The following is a 19,911-nucleotide window of genomic DNA, read 5'->3' on the forward strand; positions in this document are numbered from 1 at the left end:
TCACGCGGAAGGCAGGTTGTGTGGAATCCACGCGGGATCGCGCTTCTCCATGAACGCGCGCATTCCTTCACGCGGCTCCTGGGACGTCTCGAGCGCACCGAACATCGTCTGGTAATCGAACAGTCCGTAGCGATCGTTGAGCATGCGTTTGACCTGGGCGCGAGCGATCGGCGCGGTCTGCAGCACCTCGCGGGCCGCGGTCAGCGCGGCTTCGCGCAACTGATCGTGCGGGACGACTCGGGAGATCACCCCGAGGCGCAGCGCCTCGGCCGCATCGAACTTGCGGGCCGAGAGGATCAGATCGCGGGCCGCTGCCAGGCCCACGTGTGCAGGCAGCGCCGCGGCGTAGGTCGCGTCGGGGATTCCGCGCAGTAGTTCGGGCACGCGGAAGGTCGCGCGATCGCTGGCCACCGCGATGTCGGACATCATGGCCACGAGCAGGCCACCCGCCTGGCAGATTCCGTTGACAGCGGAGATGACGGGCGCACGACTGTCGCGGATGGTCAGGAAGGGGACGACCTCGTCACCGGAGAGCCCTTCCGGCAGGTTGTCGCCCGGCTCCGAGCGACCACCGAGGTCGCCGCCCGGCGCGAAGACGTCGTCGACACCGGTGATGATCAACGCGCCGAGATCGGGGTCGGTGTTGACCAGCTTCACCGCACGTTTGAGGCCGTAGTACATGGCCGGCGTGAACGCGTTGCGTGCCGCGGGGCGATCGATGATGCACCATCCGATCGCGCCTTCGCGCTCGAATCGCAGTCCACCGGCTCCCAGATCGTCTCCCATAGCGCGAACATACATCATTCTCGTTTCGGAGAACAGCATTCCACCGGACCGTGGGATTACGGTACTGGGATGGCCTCGCACATCTCCAAGGACACCCAGCTGTGCATCTCGCTCTCGGGCAGACCCAGCAACATCGGAACCCGTTTCCACAACTATCTCTACGAGGAACTCGGCCTCGACTTCGTCTACAAGGCATTCAGCCCCACTGATATCGGTGACGCAGTCGCTGGGATCCGTGGATTGGGCATCCGCGGCGCGGGTGTGTCGATGCCGTTCAAGGAAGCCGTTCTGTCGCTGGTCGACGTTCTGCACGACTCCGCCCGGGCGATCGAATCCGTCAACACGATCGTCAACGACGACGGCGCCCTCCACGCCTACAACACCGACTACCAGGCCGTGGTCGATCTGCTCGCGGCACACGATGTCGACCCCGCCCTGCCCGTCACGATCGCCGGAAGCGGAGGGATGGCCAAGGCGGTCGCCGCGGCCCTGCGCCACAGCGGCTTCACCGAGGGCACCGTCGTGGCACGCAACGAGGTCGCCGGCCGAGCCCTGGCGCAGAAGTACGGCTACACGTGGCGCACCGCCGCGACCGGGCCGACTCCGGGACTCCTCGTCAACGCCACGCCGATCGGAATGTCGGGAGGAGGGCCGGACTCCGAGACCCTCCCGTTCCCCGAAGACGCCATCACCGCAGCATCGACCGTGTTCGATGTGGTGGCGATGCCGCCCGACACCCCGCTCGTGCGCGCTGCACGCGAACGCGGGGTGCCGACGATCACCGGAGACGAGGTGATCGCACTGCAGGCGGCGCTGCAGTTCGAGCTCTACACCGGTGTGCGCCCCACCGACCAGCAGATCCGGCGCGCATCCGAGTACTCGAGGCAGTGAGTCACCGCTATCCCGTCACCACTTCGCGCCGAGGATCACCCGACCACTGCGACCATGATCCCGGGAACAGCGACGCCTCGATCCCCGCGATGGCCAACGCTGCGATCTCATGCGCCGCGGTGACCCCCGACCCGCAGTACACGGCCACATCACCTGTCGCCCCCAGCTCCGCGAACCGGGCCGCGAGCTGATCGGCCGGCCGGAACGTGCCTTCCTCGCGGAGATTTCCGCCGGTCGGCGCATTGACCGCGCCGGGGATGTGCCCGGCGCGCGTGTCCACCGGCTCCTCCCGTCCGAGGTAGCGCTCAGGGGTGCGGGCATCGAGCAGGACCCCGTGCGACGGAAACTCCGAGGCCTCGTCGATGTCGACCGTGGGCATGTGCCCCGCGCTGAGGGACACCGTCCCCGGGTGGTGCTCCGCGCCGGGACCGGCTGCGACAGGGTGACCTCCGGCGATCCACGCGGGAAACCCGCCGTCGAGCAGGCGGATGTCTGCCACCCCGGCCCACTTCAGCAGCCACCATGCGCGCGCCGCCGCCATGGCACCGGTTGCGTCGTAGGCGACCACCGTCGAGTCGTCGGAGATCCCCCACCCACGAGCTTCCGTCTGTAGTCGCTCGATGTCGGGCAGCGGATGACGCCCCAGTTCGACGGACGGTGGATCGGCGAGCTCGGCATCGAGGTCGACGAAGACCGCGCCCGGAATGTGGCCTTCGCGGTATTTCTCCCGGCCGCGCCGGTCGCCGAGCGTCCAGCGCACGTCCAGCAGGATCGGCGGTCTACCGCCGTCGATACGCCCGGCGAGTTCGGCACTGGAGATGAGTACGTTCTGGTGGGCCATACCGAATAATGGCACGCGGGGTCTTGTCGATGCGCCACCAGAGCGCCCGATTCGACCTTTTTCGGTGTCGGTTCTGCAATGTGAACACTGTTGATCGGAATTGCTGTCCGGATAGCACTATCGTCGAGACGTGACCAACCGCCAGCCGACGAGACCCACAGCCGATCCGGGGCAGTTCCCGGTGCTGTGGCCGGTTCAGACCCGCTGGGCCGACAACGATCACTACGGCCACATCAACAACGTGACCTACTATTCGTACTTCGACTCGGCGGTCAACGGCTGGCTCATGGCCACGACCGGCGTGGACATCCGCGAACTCGACGCAATCGGCGTGGTCGCCGAAACCTCGTGCCGCTACCTCACGGAACTGTCGTTTCCGGATCGTCTTCAGGTGGGACTCTCGGTCGATCACCTCGGCCGCCGATCGGTCGGCTACTCACTGGCCATCTTCCGCGAAGCGGCCGACGGCTCGCTCGTTGCTGCCGCCACCGGGCGTTTCGCACACGTGTACGTCGACATGAACACGCGACAACCCGTCCCGATCCCCGAACAGATCCGCAAGGCCGTCAGCAAGCTCGTCATCCGTTCGACCTAGCCGGGTATACGACTCGGCTGTCATCCGTCGTCGAGGATGGTCCCGAGCAGCGGCACGGTGCGCTGCCGAACGAGTTCACGCATCACCAGCGACATGTTGGTGCGCTCCACACCGGGAATCTCGAGGATCTGCCCCGCGAGCCGGTACAGATCGTCCGTGTCGCGGGCGACGATCTTGACCGACAGATCGATCGAGCCAGCAAGCCCGTAGACCTCGACGACCTCCGGAATCTTCTCCAGCGCATCGACCACATCGGCGAGACGATGCTGGTCGACCGTCGTCGCCACATACGCCGCGAGCGGGTAACCGAGCACAACCGGATCGACACGCCGCTCGAACGACGCCAGCAGCCCTTCCGCATCCCATCGCGCAAGGCGTGCCTGCACGGTGTTGCGTGACAATCCCAGTCGCTGCGCCAACTCGACACCCGTGGCGCGCGGCGTGCGGGCCAGTTCTATCAGCAAGCGGGCGTCGGTCGCGTCCACAGTGGTCATCTTTCACAGTGTGCCACCGGAAACCGGCCGGTATCCGTGCTTCCTGCACACTCGGGCCGTGCGCGATTGCGCACTCTCCCCGAATGTGGATGATGTGATGTACAGCACAATACGAGCCCGGTCCGCCCCACAAGGGCACGCCGGGCCTGCACCCGACGAGGTGATCGACGATGGTTGCATCCCCGACCTATCCGGTTCAGCTCATCCAGCCCGACGGCCGACGCGTCCATAGCCCCGAGTACTCCGCGCTGGTCTCCGACATCGGCCCCGAGCGCCTGCGCGCCATGTATCGCGATCTCGTCGTCGTCCGCCGACTCGACACCGAAGCCACCGCCCTTCAGCGGCAGGGCGAGCTCGGCCTCTGGGCTCCCTTGACCGGCCAGGAGGCCGCGCAGGTCGGATCCGCCCATGCGCTGAGGCCCGACGACTACATCTTCACCAGCTACCGTGAGCACGGCGTCGCGTGGTGTCGCGGTGTGGATCCCGCCGACATGACCCGGATGTGGCGCGGCTGCGCACACTCCGGCTGGGATCCCGCCACCGTGAACATGACGAACCCGGCGATCGTCGTGGGTTCGCAGGGGCTGCACGCGACCGGATACGCGATGGGTGCCGAACTCGACGGCGCCGACATCGCGACGGTCGCCTATCTCGGGGACGGCGCCACCAGCCAGGGCGATGTGTCCGAGGCGCTCGGCTTCGCGGTGAGCTGGGGCGTGGGCGTCGTGTTCTTCTGCCAGAACAACCACTGGGCGATCAGCGCCCCCACGCACGTCCAGTCGCCGGTTCCGCTCGCACAACGCGCCGCGGGGTTCGGCATGCCCGCCGTGCAGGTCGACGGCAACGACGTGCTCGCGGTCCTCGCCGTCACCCGTCGCGCAGCCCGGCACGCACGCGACGGAGCCGGACCTTTCTTCGTCGAGGCCCTGACCTACCGGATGGGACCGCACACCACCTCCGACGATCCCACCCGCTACCGCACCGACGCCGACCTCGACGAATGGCGGGCGCGCGACCCGCTCGAACGGGTTCGGAGGTTGCTCGAACGCGAAAGCCTCGCCGACGACGAATTTCTCGCCGAGGTGCAGGATGCCGCCGACACCGCCGCGACACGGCTTCGCAGCGGCACTCTCGCGCTGCCCGATCCGGAACCGCTCGGCATGTTCGACCACGTGTACACCACCGAACATCCCCTGATCGAACGCGAACGCGCCGACTACGCCGGCTACCTCGCGAGCTTCGGTACCCCGAAGGAGGCCGGACGATGACCACCACGACGATGACGCTCGGCGCAGCCCTCAACGCCGGTCTGCGACGGGCCCTCGAACACGATCGCAAGGTCGTCATCATGGGCGAGGACGTGGGCAAACTCGGTGGAGTCTTCCGCATCACCGACACGCTGCAGAAGGATTTCGGGGACGGCCGGGTCATCGATACCCCGCTGGCGGAGTCCGGAATCGTCGGTACCGCGTTCGGGATGGCACTGCGCGGCTATCGCCCGGTGTGCGAGATCCAATTCGACGGGTTCGTCTATCCCGCCTTCGACCAGATCGTCTCGCAGGTCGCAAAGATCCACTACCGCACCGCGGGCAATGTCCGGGCACCACTGACGATACGCATCCCGTACGGCGGAGGGATCGGCGCGGTCGAGCACCATTCGGAATCGCCCGAGGTGTACTTCACGCACACCGCCGGCCTGCGGGTGGTCTCCCCCAGCAACCCCGCCGACGCCTTCGCGATGATCCAGCAGGCCATCGCCCTCGATGATCCGGTTGTCTTCCTCGAACCGAAACACCGCTACTGGGAACGCGGTTCGGTCGACGTCGACGCCGAACCGGAACTACCGCTCGACCGGGCTCGCATCGCCCGCGCCGGGAGCGACGCCACCCTCGTGACCTTCGGTGCGCTCGTGACGACGGCCCTGCAGGCCGCGGATATCGCTGAAGGCGAAGGACATTCGATCGAGGTCATCGACCTGCGTTCGCTGTCCCCGATCGATTTCGACACGATCGAGGAGTCGGTGCGCCGCACCGGTCGGCTCGTCGTCGCGCAGGAGGCTCCCGTGTTCTGCGGGGTCGGGGCGGAGATCGCGGCACGCATCAGCGAACGCTGCTTCTATCAGCTCGAGGCTCCGGTGCTCCGGGTCGGTGCATTCGACATTCCTTATCCCCCTGCGAAACTCGAGTCCCACCACCGCCCCGACCCCGACCGGATTCTCGACGCCGTCGACCGCAGCCTCGCGGCGTGACCAACGGAGGGCCGATGGTGGACACCGTCAAGGAATTTCGGCTGCCGGATCTGGGCGAAGGCCTGGCCGACGCGGATCTGGTCGTGTGGAAGGTACAGGTCGGCGATCACCTCGAACTCAACCAGGTGATCGCCGAGGTGGAGACGGCGAAGGCGACGGTCGAGTTGCCATCGCCGTATGCCGGGACAGTGGCGGAGTTGCTGGCCTCGCCCGGCGACACAGTGCCGGTGGGTGCGCCGTTGCTGCGAATCACGGTGGCGGTCCCCGCCGGTGCCGAGTCCGGCTCGCGGACCGGCGAAGACGCAGTGGCCGACGAGGAGGCGGTGGCGGAGAAGCGTCCGCAGGTTCTCGTCGGTTACGGTCCCGGAGCCGCGCCGATCAGCCGACGTGGCACACGGAAGACCACCACCCCCGACAGCGAAACCCGGCCGCCCGGAACCCTGGTGCGCCGACCGGATGCGAAGCCCGGTGCCCGACGTGAGGCGAAGGATCTCGGTGTCGATCTCGCGACGGTCGAGGGCACGGGGCCCGATGGCGTGATCACCCGCGCCGACGTCCGGCGCAGCGCCGACGATCGGGTTCTCCCACAGGTATCGTCGACCGGCGACGAGACGCGCGTCCCCATCCGCGGAATCCGCAAGCGCAGTGCCGCGGCCGTCGCACGTAGTGCCTTCACCGCACCCCACGCCACAGTGTTCCTTACATGCGATGCGACGAACACAGTCGAGCTGGTGACGCGGCTGCGGTCGGCGCCGCCCTTCGACGGCACCCACCTGACACCGTTGTCGGTCGTCGCGACCGCACTGATGCGTGCCGTGGCCGACGAGCCGTCGTTGAATTCCTCGTGGGACGAGGACTCCCAGGAGATCGTCGTTCACCACCGTGTACATCTGGGTGTAGCGACAGCCACCGACGAAGGCCTGAAGGTGCCGGTGGTGCGCGACGCGCACGCGATGCGTCTACCCGATCTGGCCGGCTCGATCGCCGCGGCGGCCGGGAACGCGAGGTCGGGTGAGGCCTCCCCGCGCGAACTGACGGGGTCGACGATCTCGATCACCAATGTAGGAGTGTTCGGAGTCGATGCGGGCACCCCCATCCTCAATCCGGGGGAGGCCGCGATCTTGGCTGTCGGAGCGATCACCGACCGACCCTGGGTGGTCGACGGCGCTCTTGCGGTGCGGAAGGTCGTGACGTTGTCGCTTGCGTTCGATCATCGACTTGTCGACGGTGAACAGGCCGGGCGTGCCCTGGCTGCCGTGGGCGCCGTCCTGAAAGACCCGGTACCGACACTCGTCTCGTCTCCCTGACAGTCCGAATCCCACTAGCGTGGGGCCACGTGATCGATGCTGTTCTCACACGCGCCCGCGCCGCCGTGTTCACCGTCTTCGGTATCAACGGCTTCCTCCTCGCGATGTGGGTCGTCCATATCCCGGTGGTTCAGCAACGAGTAGGTGTCGGTCACGCCGCGCTGGGAACCCTGCTGCTTGCCCTCGCGGTCGGTGCCCTGATGGGTATGCAGGCGACCGGGTACCTCGCCGATCGGTTCGGTAGCGATCGCACTACCGTGGTGTTCGCGGCAATTCTCGCTGTCGCGGTGATCGGCCCCGGCCTCGCCACCGCGCCGTGGCAACTCGCCGTCGCCCTGGTCGTCTTCGGATTCGCGAACGGCGCGCTCGATGTGTCGATGAACTCTCAGGCCGTACTCGTGGAGAGGCGCTACCACCGCCCGATCATGGCTGCGTTCCACGGGTTGTTCTCGATGGGCGGGATCGCCGGGTCGCTCGTGGGTGCCGCGACACTCGCTGCGGGAATCGACCCACCCGTGACGTTGGCGGCGGCCGGAGCAGTCGGTCTCGCCGCGATACTGTGGGCGGCCCGTCATCTCGTGCGAAGTGAGCCGACACCGCACGCACCCACGGAGAGCGGCACGGGTGGTTACTCGGTGCGGGTGATCCTGCTCGGCGGCGTCGCATTCGGGCTGATGCTCAGCGAGGGCGTCGCCAACGACTGGAGTGCCCTCCAGGTCAAGGAGCATCTGAGTGCGTCGGATTCCGTGGCGGCGCTGGCGTTCGGTGCGTTCTCCGCGACGATGACGCTGGGCCGGTTCGTCGCCGATCGGGTGAGCGCGCGGATCGGCGGTGTCGCCGTGGTCCGGTACGGCACTCTCGTTGCCGCAGCGGGTATGGCCCTGGTGATGACGTCGCCGTGGGTGCCGATGACCCTCGCCGGGTGGGCGTTGTTCGGGCTCGGCCTGTCGGGGGCGGTCCCTCAGATCTTCACCGCCGCGGGCAACATCGCGACCGGAACCCCGGGCAAGAACATGTCGCGGGTCGTCGGTCTGGGCTACATCGGGTTCCTTGCCGGACCGGCGACGATCGGCTGGATCTCCGAGGTGTCGTCGTTGACGGTGGCGATGGTGGTGCCGTTGGTGTGTGTCCTCGTCGCTGCGGCGCTCGCCCCGGCACTCAAATGAAAAGTGTGGATCCGAGCCCGATTTCCGGGCTCGGATCCACACTTTCGGGTGAGCGACCTAGAGAGCCTTCAGCTCCTCCGTGACCTCACCGACCATCTTCTTGGCGTCACCGAACAGCATCGACGTCTGGTCGAGTGTGAACAACGGATTCTCGATCCCGGCGTATCCGGAACTCATCGACCGCTTCATCACGATGACCGAGCGGGACTGGTCGACGTTGAGGATCGGCATGCCGTAGATCGGGCTCGACGAATCGAGTCGCGCAGCGGGGTTCGTCACATCGTTGGCACCGATGACGATGGTGACATCCGTGCGGCCGAATTCGCCGTTGATGTCGTCCATCTCCTTCATCGTGTCGTACTCGACGTCGGCCTCGGCGAGCAGGACGTTCATGTGGCCGGGCATACGACCGGCGACCGGGTGGATCGCGTACTTGACCTCGACGCCACGCTCTTCGAGCAGCGCTGCCATCTCCTTGACGGCGTGCTGTGCCTGCGCGACAGCGAGACCGTAGCCGGGGACCACGATGACCTGGTTGGCGTACGCCATCTGGATCGCAGCATCGGAGGCAGAGGTCGCCTTGACCGTGCCACCGCCGGGGCCGGCCACAGCGCCGCCCTCGTCGCCGCCACCGAACGCGCCGAACACGATTGCCGGGATCGAACGGTTCATGGCTTTGGCCATCAGGTTCGTCAGGATCGTGCCGGACGCACCCACGATCATGCCGGCGACGATCATCGCCTGGTTGTTCAGCGCCAGACCGGCCGCGGCAGCGGACAGACCCGTCAGGGCGTTGAGCAGCGAGATGACGACGGGCATGTCGGCGCCACCGATCGGCAGCACGACGAACAGACCCATCAAACCCGCGACGATGAGCAGCAACAGGATCCACCACGACGCGAGCGGCTCACCGTCGGCACTGAGGCCGATGTACACGGCGATCGCGATGGACGCGACCACGAGCACGATGTTGGCGAGCTGGAACAGCTTCGCGGCGGAGACCAGCTTCTTCTCGAGGTTCTTGTTGAGCAGTTCCTGCAGCTTCGTGAACGCGACGAGCGAGCCCCAGAAGGAGATCGAGCCGATGATCGCAGCGAACAGCGAGCCGACGATCATGGTGACGGTCGGTTCGTCTTCGAGGGTGGTGAAGCTGGACGAGTCGAGGTACTCGGCCCACGCGATCAGGGCGACCGTGCCACCACCGACGCCGTTGAACAGCGCGACCAGCTGCGGCATCGCCGTCATCTTGGTCTTGAGCGCAGGCGGGACACCGAGGATGACACCGACGGCCAGACCACCGATGATCAGACCCCAGTTCTCGGTCTCACGGATGTCGATGAGCACCGCGACGACCGCAATACCCATACCGATTGCAGCGATGTAGTTGCCACGCACCGCGGTCTTCGGTCCGGTCAGGCCCGACAGACCGTAGATGAACATCGCGAACGCGACGATGTACAGCACTGAAACGAGGTAACTCATCAGGCGTCAGCCCCCTTCTCGGCAGCCTTCGGGGCCTGTTTGCGCTGCTTGAACATCCCGAGCATGCGGTCGGTGACGACGAAGCCGCCGACCACGTTCAGGGTGCCGAAGACAAGAGCGACGAACAGAATGATCTTGATTCCCCAGTGGGCGTCACCGGGCAGGTGCCCGAGGACCACCAGGGCACCGAGCACGACGATGCCGTGAATGGCGTTGGTACCCGACATCAGCGGCGTGTGCAGCGTGTTCGGAACCTTGGAGATGACGGCGAATCCGACGAATCCGGCAAGGACCAGAATCGCGATGTTCGCGAGCAGTTCGTTGTACATCTAGACGTTCTCCTTCGGCCGCGTCACGCAGGCTCCCTCGAGGATCTCGTCCGAGAAGTCGGGCGCGAGCGCACCGCTCTCGTCGAGCAGAAGCTCGATCAACGCGGACACGTTCTTCGAGTAGAGCTCCGACGCGTGCTCGGGCATCGTCGCGGGCAGGTTCAGCGGGGAGCAGATCGTCACATCGTGTTTGACGACGGTCTGTCCGGGCTCGGTGAGCTCGCAGTTGCCACCGGTTTCCCCGGCGAGGTCGACGATGACCGAACCGGCCTTCATACCTTCGACGGCTCCGGCCGTCACCAGACGCGGCGCAGGGCGACCCGGCACCAACGCGGTGGTGATGACGACATCGAAGCCCTTGATGGCATTCTCGAGTGCCTGCTGCTGCTGAGCGCGTTCTTCTTCGGTGAGCTCACGGGCGTACCCGCCCTCGCCTGCGGCATCGATGCCGAGGTCGAGCCACTGCGCGCCCACCGACCGCACCTGATCGGCGACCTCGGGTCGCACGTCGTATCCGGTCGTACGGCCACCGAGACGCTTGGCGGTGGCGAGAGCCTGCAAGCCCGCAACACCCACACCGAGCACCAGCACCGTCGCCGGCTTCACGGTGCCGGCGGCCGTCGTGAGCATCGGGAAGAAGCGCGTCGATTCCGAGGCAGCGACGAGCACTGCCTTGTAACCCGACACGTTGCCCTGCGACGACAACGCATCCATCACCTGGGCACGCGAGATACGCGGGATGGCCTCGACGGCATACGCCTCGACCCCCGCGGTGGCCAGTGCACCGATCTGGTTCTCCGCGTTGCGCGGGGCGAGGAAGCCGATGAGCTTCTGCCCCGACTTCAACCGGGCGACCTCGGCGTCCGACGGCGGTGCGACCTTGACGACGATGTCCGCCGACCACGCGTCGCCGATCGTGGCGCCCGCTTCCTTGTATGCCGCGTCCGGGATCAGTGCGTTCTGTCCGGCACCGGCCTCGACGATGACATCGAGCCCCTTGGCGATCAGTGAGGGCACAACTTTCGGCACCAGCGCGACCCGCCGCTCGCCGTCGTTCGTCTCACGAACGACACCGACGGCCGGGCGGCGACGGTCCCCGCTCTCCGTGTTCGATCCTTCGCTACTCAATATTCTCTAACTCCTGCGTCGAATGAAATTGCCGCGCGCGGCGCCGCGATCGGCGGCGAATGTGCGTGTCTTCGGCCATGTGACGGCCGCACACGTGTGTTGCAAGCCTTGCCAGACCTACCGCGCCCACTCGCGAGCCGCAACTGGCCCGGCCTGTCTGAATCGAGTCCGAACAGTAAGAAAATGCAAGAATGTGAGGCACCTCACTTCACAGTTGTACCTTCGCATCTGTGAGAAGACGACATCGGGAGGTAGATATGTCGCGACGTGAAGTCAGTGTCGAGCGGGTCTACGACCACCCCGGCGCCGAGGAATCCGTGCGTGTCCTCGTGGACCGGTTGTGGCCCCGAGGACTTCGCAAGGACGCATTCCACTACGACGACTGGGCGAAGGAACTTGCACCCTCGACGGACCTGCGGAAGTGGTACTCGCACGACACCGCGTTGTTCGCCGAATTCCGCGATCGGTACATCGAGGAGTTGACATCCCCCGGCGGTCGCGCCGCGATCGAGCGACTCGACACGCTTGCCGACGGTCGCCCCCTCGTGCTTCTCACCGCGACCCGCGATGTCGGACACAGCGGAGCGGAGGTTCTTGCCGAGCATCTGCGCGGGGAGTAATACGAAGCAATGACCGACGACACGGACCTCGGCGGCGACCCGGCGTGCTGGCTCGACCGCGTCTGTCCGAAATGCGGACTGTTCCTCGACGACCGCGATGCACCGTGTCCGCGCTGCGGGCACGAGTGGGACAACTCCCCCGCAACCTGATCGGGTCCCCTAATCTGACGCCATGGCCGTCCCGACCGCGATCCTCGACCTCGCGCGACCCGCGCGGCGCATCGCCGTCCTCACCGGCGCCGGTATGTCCGCCGAGAGCAGTGTACCTACTTTCCGCGACGCACAGACCGGATTGTGGGAGAACTTCGACGCCGCATCCCTCGCAACTCCGGAAGCATGGAATGACGACCCTCCGCTGGTGTGGGCCTGGTACCAGTGGCGTGTCGGGCTGGTACGGCGAGTGACACCGAACGCAGGTCATCTCGCGCTGTCCGAGTGGGGGCGGCGAGCGGATCTACAGATCACGACGCAGAACGTCGATGATCTGCATGAGCGCGCGGGCAGTGCAGTGCTCGCCCACCTGCACGGCAGTCTGTTCGAACCGCGCTGCGCCGACTGCGAGCAGGTTGCAGACGTTCCCGAGCCACCGGAGAACCCTGTCGAACGACTCGATCCACCCACGTGCCGGAACTGCAGCGGGGTCGTCCGCCCCGGCGTCGTGTGGTTCGGCGAGATGCTGCCCGAGCAACCGTGGGACGCCGCGACTGCGTCTCTACGCAATGCAGATCTACTGCTGGTAGTCGGCACATCGGGGGTGGTGTACCCCGCGGCCGGTCTGCCGTCACTTGCACGGAACCACGGAGTTCCGGTGGTGGAGATCAATCCCGAGGACACGGACCTGTCCGATCAGGTCGACGAGGTGTGGCGTACGACGGCCGCGGTCGGACTGCCGAAGCTGGTGTCGGCGCTACAGTAATTCGGTGGACTCCTGTGTGTTCTGCGCCATAGCCGGGGGCGCGGCGCCGGCCGCTCTCGTCTACGAGGACAACCACGTGGTCGCGTTCCTCGACATCCGGCCGCTGGCGCGCGGCCATCTTCTGGTGGTGCCGCGGACCCACTCGGAACGACTCGAGGATCTCGATCCCGCCCACGGGGCATCGATGTTCAAGGCCGGCCAGCGTTTGGCCCGTGCACTCGCCCGATCCGATCTCGCTACAGACGGAGCCAATCTGGTGGTTAACGACGGTCGCGCCGCATTCCAGACCGTCTTCCACACGCACCTGCACATCATTCCCCGATGGAACGGCGACCGCTTCCGTCTGGGCGTCGGAGTCCTACGCCGCAAGCACCGTGCCCCTGAATCCACCGCGGCGGCCATCCGCGCGGGTCTCGACCGTCTCTCGACAGAGGAGAATCTGTGACAACCCCGTCCGGCAAAGCCGGAACCAGCGAATTTCCCATCGACGTCATCCGGCCGTTGCTCCTCGAACAATTCGAGGTCCTCGACGCACTGTTGGCCGGGATCGAGGGAGATGCGTGGTTCACCCCCACCAACCTTCCCGGGTGGACGGTCAAGGACATCGCCGCCCACCTGATAGGGACCGAATCTCTGCTCGCCGGTGTCGCCGCACCGCATGTCGACATCGATGTGCACACGCTGGGCCACGTCCGCAACGAGATCGCCGCATTCAACGAGCAGTGGGTCGAACACCTCCGCCGCGTCCCCGGACCCGAGATACTGGCCCGCTACCGCGACATCGTGGCGCAGCGGCGCGAGAGCCTGGGCTCGATGACACAGGCCGACTTCGACGCACCGGCCGACACCCCGGTCGGCCCGGCCACCTACGGCCGTTTCATGCGCATACGGGTCTTCGACTGCTGGCTCCACGAACTGGATATCCACGACGCGCTGGGCACAACCGGGAGCGAGGGCGGACCGCGTGCCGAAGTCGGATCCGCCGAGATCTTCGGTGCGGTGCCGTTCGTCGTGGGCAAACGCGGGAAGGCACCCGAAGGTGCGCGGATCACGATCGAGCTCACCGGACCACTCGCCCGCACGATCCATCTCGAGGTGGCGGGTCGCGCGAGCGTGGTTCCGTCATTGTCGGAGCCCGCGACGAGCACAATCACGATGGACTCGGTGTTGTTCGTTCGGCTCGCCGGTGGGCGGGTCAGCGGCGTCGACAAGCTCGGCGAGGTCGATCTCGGCGGAGACACCGAGGTGGGGCGCCGTATCGTCGAGAATCTCGCGTTCACGATCTGACCGATGCGCCTGTTCCTGTCTTCGTACCGCTTCGGGTCCGATCCCTCGCGTCTGCTGCAGGTGACGCGCGGGCCCGGGCGGGTCGCCGTGATCGCCAATGCCGGTGACACGTGGCCGTCCCGCGCCCGCGAATCCAGTGTGACCAGCGAGTTCGGGCCCTTACGTGGTCTCGGATACGAACCTGAGGAGGTGGATCTCCGCGATCACCTCGGCGATCCGGGTGGCCTCCGGGCACGGCTGGCCACTTTCTCCTCGGTGTGGGTGCGCGGCGGCAATACCTTCGTACTGCGCGCTCAGCTCGCCCGCAGCGGCGGCGACACGGTGCTCACCGACCTGGTACGCACCGGTGCCCTCGCATACGCGGGCTACAGCGCCGGGGCGTGCATCGCGACACCGACACTGAAGGGGCTCGAGTTCTCGGACGATCCCGACAAAGTCCTCGAGATCGGGGCGGGCCCGGTGGTGTGGGACGGGCTCGGCTGGGTCGATCTCGCGATCGTCCCCCATGCAGGGGACTCGGTGCTGGGTGACGACGGAGTCGACCGCACACTGGAATATCTTCGCCGCGAGTCCATCCCGTTCGTGGCGCTCGGCGACGACGACGCACTGGTGATCGGAACCGACGATCCGGACCGTATGTAATGTCGTGAGCATGTCGAACAACACTGAGACCGCCACCCGCATCGAACACCTGCCCGAGCAGTCGCGGTTCGCACTGTTCGTCGGCGACGACCTCGCCGCATACGCCGACTACAGCGAAGTCGACGGACTCCGCGACTTCGACCACACCGTCACCCAGGCCGACTTCCGTGGTCGCGGGCTCGCCGGGCAGGTCGTGCAGCACGCGCTCGATGCGACCCGCGAGCAGGGTCTCGAGATCGGCAGTTCCTGCTCGTACGTCGAGAAGTTCGTCTCCGAGCACCCCGAATACCGAAACTGACGCGCTCTCGTCACACCGTCACGTCGCGGCGGCGGAAGCCCACGACCGCCGCCGCGGCCAGCACCACAGCAGCAATGCCGAGCACGAGCATCGGCACAGCACTGGCGCTTTCGTAGGGGACCAGCGATATGTGCGAGAACGGCGAGAGATCGCGCAGCCACTGCGACAGGTTCAGCAGTTCACCGAACCACGCCACGAACACCGCGTAGACGACGAGGATCCACGCGAGGCCGGCCAAACGCGGGACGAAACCTACCAGTGCGAGGGCCACTGCCAAGGCGAACAACACGGCGGGCGCGTATGCCAGTGCGGCACCGCACATCCGGATGATCCAGTCCACCTCGCCGGTCGCGGCGGCCATACCCAGGCCGGTGGCGGCACCCGTGATGACCAGTGCGACGACGACCTGCGCCACGATCACTGCGATGGCCCACAGGAACAACCGATTGCGTGGTGTTCCGGTGACGATCAGCAATCCCAGTCGGCCTGCCTCCTCGTCCCCGCGGACGCGTATGACCGCCGACACGGCGAATGCTGCGATTCCGACGACGAGGAACATCAGCATCGTCGCACCGAACGACGCGGTGAGCGATTGCGCGTCGGCCCCCAGGAACTCGACGATGTCGGGAACACTGTCGACCATGTCCTCGATCGAGTTGGCGAGCGTGCCCATCGCGAGTCCGATGATCGCGAGAGCCACGGTCCACGCGACGAAGGTCCCGCGCAGCAACCGCCATACCGGACCGGGCGGCGTGAGCAGCGCCGACGACGACGTCGCCGGCCCCGGCTTCGGGGCGCGCAGGCCCGCGCCGATGTCGCGACGCCTCGACAGTGCGACCGCGACCGCGAGCAGCACTCCGATCGCCACCACCGACAGCAGCAGCGGCCACCACCGTTCGTCGACGTAGAGGCGGGTCTGTTGTGCCCATGCGATCGGCGACAGCCACGACACCCACGAGCCGGTGGCTTCGATGATGTCGCCGAACCCCCGCACGAGAAACGCCACCGCGAGGACGGCGAGCGCAGAACCTGACGCCGCACGTGAATGCTCACTGAACTGCGCCGTCACAGCGGCCACGGCACCGAACAGCAGGCCGGTAACGGCGGTGGCCACGCCGAACAGCAACGATCCCGTGAAGTCGAGCCCCCCGGCCAGCAGCGCGAGGACCACCCCACCACCGACGATCAGATCGGCTACGGCGACGGACAGCAGCGCGGCCGCGGGCGGCGCGAACGGGCCCACCGGGAGCGCGCGCAACAGTTCGAGTCGGCCGGCCTCCTCCTGTGCACGCGTGTGCCGCACGACGAGCAGAATGTTCATGATCGCGACGGCGACGAACAATGTCAGACTCAGTTCGTTCGCGGTCATCGCGCCGAGGGTGTAGTTGTCGGCACCGTATGCCGGCCCGGTCATCAGTACCGCGGCGGGATTCTCGAGCAGTGCGGCTCGAGCCTGCCTTGCTGCCTCGTCCGGATATGCGGCGATGAGGCTTTCGACGGTCGCGTACACGGTGAGCGCAAGCGCGAGCGTCCACACTGTGATGCGGACGCGATCGAGCCGGAGATACAGGCGCAGGAGGTCGCCGATCCCATTGAACCGGTGGGAATTTCGGACCTCATGGTCGGCGCTGGGGGCAACAGTGGCGGTCATCGGGACGGCACCTCCGCGCTTTCGGATACGTCGGTGGGCGTGTCGCCGTAGTGGCGCAGGAACAGTTCTTCGAGCGATGGCGGGGTGATCGTCAGATTCGCGATGTCGAGTTCGGTGAGCTCGCGTAGCACCGACGTGACGGAGGCATTGTCGACGTCGAAGACGAGATGCCCGTCGTCGTAGGTCAGATCGTGCACACCGGGGAGCGACTCGAACCCACTCGGGAGGGTGGGCACGGTGGCCCGCACCGCGGAGCGGGTCAGGTGCCGCAACTGCGCGAGTGTTCCCGTCTCCACATCCTTCCCGGAACGGATGATAGTCACTGTGTCGCAGAGCTTTTCGACTTCTGCAAGGATGTGACTCGACAGCAGCACGGTCCGCCCGGCATCGCGCAGCGCACGCACTTCGTCGGTGAACACAGCCTCCATGAGCGGATCGAGTCCGGACGTGGGTTCGTCGAACATATACAGTTCGACGTCCGATGCGAGCGCCGCGACGAGCGCAACCTTCTGCCGGTTGCCCTTGGAGTAGGTGCGCGCCTTCTTGGTGGGGTCGAGTTCGAACCGTTCGAGGAGTTCCGCTCGGCGGGAAGGGTTGTCGCCGCCACGGATGCGGGTCAGCAGATCGATGATCTCACCGCCGGTGAGCGCCGGCCACAGGTTGGTGTCGCCCGGGACGTACGCAATGCGGCGGTGGATCGACACCGCGTCGGTCCACGGATCCGACCCCAGGACACGAGCCGAGCCGGAATCGGCACGGAGCATACCGAGAAGCACGCGGATGGCCGTGGACTTTCCGGCGCCGTTCGGCCCGAGAAACCCTGCCACTGTTCCGGTTCCGACTTCGAGCGAGAACCCGTCGAGCGCCCGGGTGGTGCCGAATGTCTTGACGAGATCGATGGTTTCGATGGCGGGTGTGTCCATGGTGCAACCTCCGTGGTCGGTTACGAGGGAGCCGCCTCGCGGGCAGCCAGATATGCGGCGAGCATGGCCGAGTCGGTGAGCAGCGGTTCGGTGTAGAGCTCGAGCACCGGGGGCATCAGACGGTCGGTGTACGAGCGCAGCCACGTGGGCAATGCGTCGAGGTCGAGGGGCTCGTTCGGTCCGGGAACATGCAGTAGCAGCGCGCCGGTGCTGAATTCGACGAGCGCCCGCGCTCGGGCCTCGGGATCCCGACTGGGGCTCACGACACCGGACTCGACACCAAGCTGAAGATACCCTTGCGTGGTCGCGACCAGGTGATCGAGGAAGGACTGAGATCCCGGCCCCCGCGCCTGGAGGCTCCGGATCAGGTAGCCGATGAGCGGGGCATAGCTCCCGACGTCCTCGATCTGAGCGAGCATCGCCGCGACCCCACTGCCCGGTTCGAGGACCGAGGACTTGAGCTCACGGATGCTGTCGAGAACGTACCTATCGCAGTGCTCACGCAGTCCGGCGCGGGAGCCGAAGTGGTGCACGATGAGCGAGGCGCTCACTCCGCACTCCGAGGCGATGGCCCGCAGCGAGACGTTCACACCGTCGCGGGCGACACAACGGATTGCCGCGTCGCGGATGCGAGCACGGGTGGTGAGGTCGGAGACACCCTCGGCTGAACGCATGTTCCAAGGGTTGCACACGTGTTCAACGACGTCAACAGTACTTGCGGAGGCGGGTTCAGGAGAATCCCATCACCTGATCACCCCACACCTCGCGCATCGCCCCTTCCGGATCCGACACAACCGTGTCGCGCGCATCGATGAGCAGGGTCGCCCGCTCGCCGGGCTCGTATTGCGGCCAATGCTTCGAGGCGTCCAGAGCCGCGGGCACCCCATGCTCGGCGAATGCCAGCCATCGACGCTGGATCCGCCCCGACACCTCGATCGCACCCTTGCGACCACCGAGCCAGAAACTCGGGTCACGACCGAGAGTCCCGAAATTACCGAACACGTACGGCAATTCGGTTGCATGCCCGGCACCGATCCGCGCCGCCTTGAGCATCGGCGTCGCGTGGTCGAACCGGTACACCCACGTAGCGGAATGCTCGGCATGCGCTTCCGCAACCCACAACACCGGCATCCGGAACCCCGCATCGCGCGACAAGGCCATCGCACCACTCGGCTTCGGCAGGTCGGGATACGCCGCGGCGATCTCGGCGAGCCGTTCCGGCTCGAGATCGGGACGGTCCTTCGCGAGCGCCTCCAGCATGGCGCGCACAGCCGAATCGTCGACGGGCATCAGCGGCGATTTCATGAAGCGGAAGATCGACGGCTCGTCCTTGTTCGAACCGATGATGAGCGGCACCCGGTGCGACAGGCCCTTCTGGAACGCCGCGACCGGATACTTGGGCACCAGGTCGCGGTCGACCACCGGTGTCATCGCCAGTGTTCCCGGAACTTTCGTGGGGATCTCCCCGACCACAGTTTCGGCCGCCTCGACAAGCTGCTCGTAGGGCATCTGCCGTAACCGCCCCACCCCGGACGACGACACGTCGAGGATCTCGAGAAAACGTTCCGCGACCATCGCGGCACGTTCACGCCCGTATACCGACGTCGCAGGCGGCGACTGCGCGATGGCCCGGTGGAACAGCCCCTCGGCGCGCGGCACGATCATCAGCGTCGTGACCGAGCCCCCGCCGGAGGATTCGCCGAACAAGGTGACCTCGTCGGGGTCCCCTCCGAAGTCCCCAATGCAGTCGCGGACCCATTCGAGCGCCGCAATCTGGTCCCGCAGACCGAGATTCGACTCGAAGGTATCGGCGGCGGTGGAGAACGACGACAGGTCCAGGAACCCCAGCGCCCCGAGACGGTAATTGAGCGTGACCACCACGATGTTGCCCGTCTCGCTGAGCACACGTCCGTCGTAGATCTTCTGGCCCGAATAGCCGATCACATAGGCGCCGCCGTGGATCCACACCATCACCGGGCGCTTGTGTCCGTCGGGTTCCGGAGCCCAGATGTTGAGCGAGAGGCAATCCTCACCGATGGTCATGTCGGAGGAGATCCCGATCGGGCTGTTCCGGCTCTGCGGAGCGATCGGCCCGTATCTCTCGCAATCCAGCACACCGGACCACGGCTGCGGCACGTCCGGCGACCGGAATCTCATGTCGCCACCCGTCGAGGCGGCAAACGGAATACCCTTCCACGAGTACACCCCGCCGTCGCGGTATCCGCGGGCTTCGCCGTACTTGCATCCGACAACGAGCGTCTCGGCGTCCACATGACCTCCCGGTGAGCTACTCGCATCCCAACGTAC

23 protein-coding genes are annotated in these 19,911 nt (G+C 66.4%); 13 read left to right on the forward strand and 10 right to left on the reverse strand.

Translation table 11 applies throughout. The annotated features are described in order from the left end of the window. Positions 1-786, reverse strand: a complete 786-nt coding sequence (locus tag EV641_RS05975; RefSeq protein ID WP_132471148.1) for an enoyl-CoA hydratase/isomerase family protein — start codon at positions 784-786, stop codon at positions 1-3. A 69-nt stretch (positions 787-855) separates the two neighbouring features. Between EV641_RS05975 and EV641_RS05980 the strand changes: the two genes are divergently transcribed. Continuing rightward, entirely contained in the window at positions 856-1,677 is an 822-nt protein-coding gene (locus EV641_RS05980; protein ID WP_132471149.1) for a shikimate 5-dehydrogenase, read from the forward strand. Positions 1,678-1,684: 7 nt separating this feature from the next. On the opposite strand, the gene EV641_RS05985 is transcribed toward EV641_RS05980, so the two are convergent. Then, complete coding sequence (locus EV641_RS05985; RefSeq protein ID WP_132471150.1) at positions 1,685-2,518, reverse strand: sulfurtransferase; 834 nt, start codon at positions 2,516-2,518, stop codon at positions 1,685-1,687. A 130-nt stretch (positions 2,519-2,648) separates the two neighbouring features. Between EV641_RS05985 and EV641_RS05990 the strand changes: the two genes are divergently transcribed. Continuing rightward, on the forward strand, positions 2,649-3,113 hold the full coding sequence (locus EV641_RS05990; protein WP_054720365.1) for a thioesterase family protein: 465 nt from the start codon (positions 2,649-2,651) through the stop codon (positions 3,111-3,113). A 20-nt stretch (positions 3,114-3,133) separates the two neighbouring features. Here the strand turns inward: EV641_RS05990 and EV641_RS05995 are convergent, their stop codons facing one another. Then, positions 3,134-3,607, reverse strand: coding sequence for an Lrp/AsnC family transcriptional regulator (locus EV641_RS05995; protein WP_054720367.1), 474 nt, complete (start codon positions 3,605-3,607; stop codon positions 3,134-3,136). Between the two features lie 170 nt (positions 3,608-3,777). Between EV641_RS05995 and pdhA the strand changes: the two genes are divergently transcribed. From pdhA to EV641_RS06015, 4 genes are read left to right on the forward strand one after another with little or no spacing between them, the layout of a single operon-like run. After that, entirely contained in the window at positions 3,778-4,875 is a 1,098-nt protein-coding gene (pdhA, locus tag EV641_RS06000) for a pyruvate dehydrogenase (acetyl-transferring) E1 component subunit alpha (RefSeq protein WP_132471151.1), read from the forward strand. After that, positions 4,872-5,855 carry an alpha-ketoacid dehydrogenase subunit beta gene (locus EV641_RS06005; protein WP_132471152.1) on the forward strand — a complete coding sequence of 328 codons (984 nt, stop codon included), beginning with the start codon at positions 4,872-4,874 and terminating at the stop codon, positions 5,853-5,855. Before pdhA ends, EV641_RS06005 begins: the two co-directional genes overlap by 4 nt. Before the next feature lie 14 nt (positions 5,856-5,869). After that, positions 5,870-7,162, forward strand: coding sequence for a dihydrolipoamide acetyltransferase family protein (locus EV641_RS06010; protein ID WP_132471353.1), 1,293 nt, complete (start codon positions 5,870-5,872; stop codon positions 7,160-7,162). Positions 7,163-7,191: 29 nt separating this feature from the next. After that, positions 7,192-8,328 (forward strand): MFS transporter, encoded by a 1,137-nt coding sequence (locus tag EV641_RS06015; RefSeq protein ID WP_347238217.1) that lies wholly within the window; start codon positions 7,192-7,194, stop codon positions 8,326-8,328. Between the two features lie 57 nt (positions 8,329-8,385). On the opposite strand, the gene EV641_RS06020 is transcribed toward EV641_RS06015, so the two are convergent. The 3 genes from EV641_RS06020 to EV641_RS06030 are packed head-to-tail and all read right to left on the reverse strand — an operon-like array spanning position 8,386 to position 11,267. Further along, positions 8,386-9,810, reverse strand: coding sequence for an NAD(P)(+) transhydrogenase (Re/Si-specific) subunit beta (locus tag EV641_RS06020; protein WP_132471153.1), 1,425 nt, complete (start codon positions 9,808-9,810; stop codon positions 8,386-8,388). Further along, a complete protein-coding gene (locus EV641_RS06025; RefSeq protein ID WP_054715668.1) occupies positions 9,810-10,139 on the reverse strand; it encodes an NAD(P) transhydrogenase subunit alpha in 330 nt (109 codons plus the stop codon). Before EV641_RS06025 ends, EV641_RS06020 begins: the two co-directional genes overlap by 1 nt. After that, the gene (locus EV641_RS06030) at positions 10,140-11,267 is read right to left on the reverse strand and encodes a Re/Si-specific NAD(P)(+) transhydrogenase subunit alpha (protein WP_132471154.1); all 1,128 of its coding nucleotides are present in this window, start codon (positions 11,265-11,267) and stop codon (positions 10,140-10,142) included. Positions 11,268-11,524: 257 nt separating this feature from the next. Between EV641_RS06030 and EV641_RS06035 the strand changes: the two genes are divergently transcribed. From EV641_RS06035 to EV641_RS06060, 7 genes are read left to right on the forward strand one after another with little or no spacing between them, the layout of a single operon-like run. Next, positions 11,525-11,887, forward strand: coding sequence for a DUF488 family protein (locus EV641_RS06035; protein ID WP_054715677.1), 363 nt, complete (start codon positions 11,525-11,527; stop codon positions 11,885-11,887). Between the two features lie 9 nt (positions 11,888-11,896). Further along, a complete protein-coding gene (locus tag EV641_RS29400; protein WP_199233158.1) occupies positions 11,897-12,037 on the forward strand; it encodes a hypothetical protein in 141 nt (46 codons plus the stop codon). Between the two features lie 22 nt (positions 12,038-12,059). Beyond that, positions 12,060-12,803, forward strand: a complete 744-nt coding sequence (locus tag EV641_RS06040) for an NAD-dependent deacylase (RefSeq protein ID WP_132471155.1) — start codon at positions 12,060-12,062, stop codon at positions 12,801-12,803. 4 nt (positions 12,804-12,807) lie between these two features. Next, positions 12,808-13,248: an HIT family protein gene (locus EV641_RS06045; RefSeq protein WP_054715680.1), complete on the forward strand. Its 441-nt coding sequence runs from the start codon at positions 12,808-12,810 to the stop codon at positions 13,246-13,248. A gap of 38 nt (positions 13,249-13,286) precedes the next feature. Continuing rightward, positions 13,287-14,090, forward strand: coding sequence for a maleylpyruvate isomerase family mycothiol-dependent enzyme (locus EV641_RS06050; protein ID WP_241996904.1), 804 nt, complete (start codon positions 13,287-13,289; stop codon positions 14,088-14,090). Between the two features lie 3 nt (positions 14,091-14,093). After that, on the forward strand, positions 14,094-14,732 hold the full coding sequence (locus EV641_RS06055; protein WP_132471157.1) for a Type 1 glutamine amidotransferase-like domain-containing protein: 639 nt from the start codon (positions 14,094-14,096) through the stop codon (positions 14,730-14,732). A 10-nt stretch (positions 14,733-14,742) separates the two neighbouring features. Continuing rightward, positions 14,743-15,030 (forward strand): GNAT family N-acetyltransferase, encoded by a 288-nt coding sequence (locus EV641_RS06060; RefSeq protein WP_054715694.1) that lies wholly within the window; start codon positions 14,743-14,745, stop codon positions 15,028-15,030. Positions 15,031-15,040: 10 nt separating this feature from the next. Here EV641_RS06060 and EV641_RS06065 read toward each other — a convergent pair whose 3' ends face one another. Genes EV641_RS06065 through EV641_RS06080 form a run of 4 tightly spaced genes read right to left on the reverse strand, consistent with a single transcriptional unit; the run spans position 15,041 to position 19,875 of the window. Next, positions 15,041-16,681: a polyketide antibiotic transporter gene (locus EV641_RS06065; RefSeq protein WP_199233159.1), complete on the reverse strand. Its 1,641-nt coding sequence runs from the start codon at positions 16,679-16,681 to the stop codon at positions 15,041-15,043. Continuing rightward, on the reverse strand, positions 16,678-17,604 hold the full coding sequence (locus EV641_RS06070) for an ABC transporter ATP-binding protein (protein ID WP_132471158.1): 927 nt from the start codon (positions 17,602-17,604) through the stop codon (positions 16,678-16,680). Before EV641_RS06070 ends, EV641_RS06065 begins: the two co-directional genes overlap by 4 nt. A 20-nt stretch (positions 17,605-17,624) precedes the next feature. After that, entirely contained in the window at positions 17,625-18,278 is a 654-nt protein-coding gene (locus EV641_RS06075) for a TetR/AcrR family transcriptional regulator (protein ID WP_054716147.1), read from the reverse strand. A 55-nt stretch (positions 18,279-18,333) separates the two neighbouring features. Continuing rightward, positions 18,334-19,875: a carboxylesterase/lipase family protein gene (locus EV641_RS06080; protein ID WP_132471159.1), complete on the reverse strand. Its 1,542-nt coding sequence runs from the start codon at positions 19,873-19,875 to the stop codon at positions 18,334-18,336. Between the last annotated feature and the right edge of the window lie 36 nt (positions 19,876-19,911).

Origin of the sequence: Rhodococcus sp. SMB37 (assembly GCF_004345605.1) — a bacterium.
In the GTDB taxonomy this organism is placed as follows: Bacteria; Actinomycetota; Actinomycetes; order Mycobacteriales; family Mycobacteriaceae; genus Rhodococcus.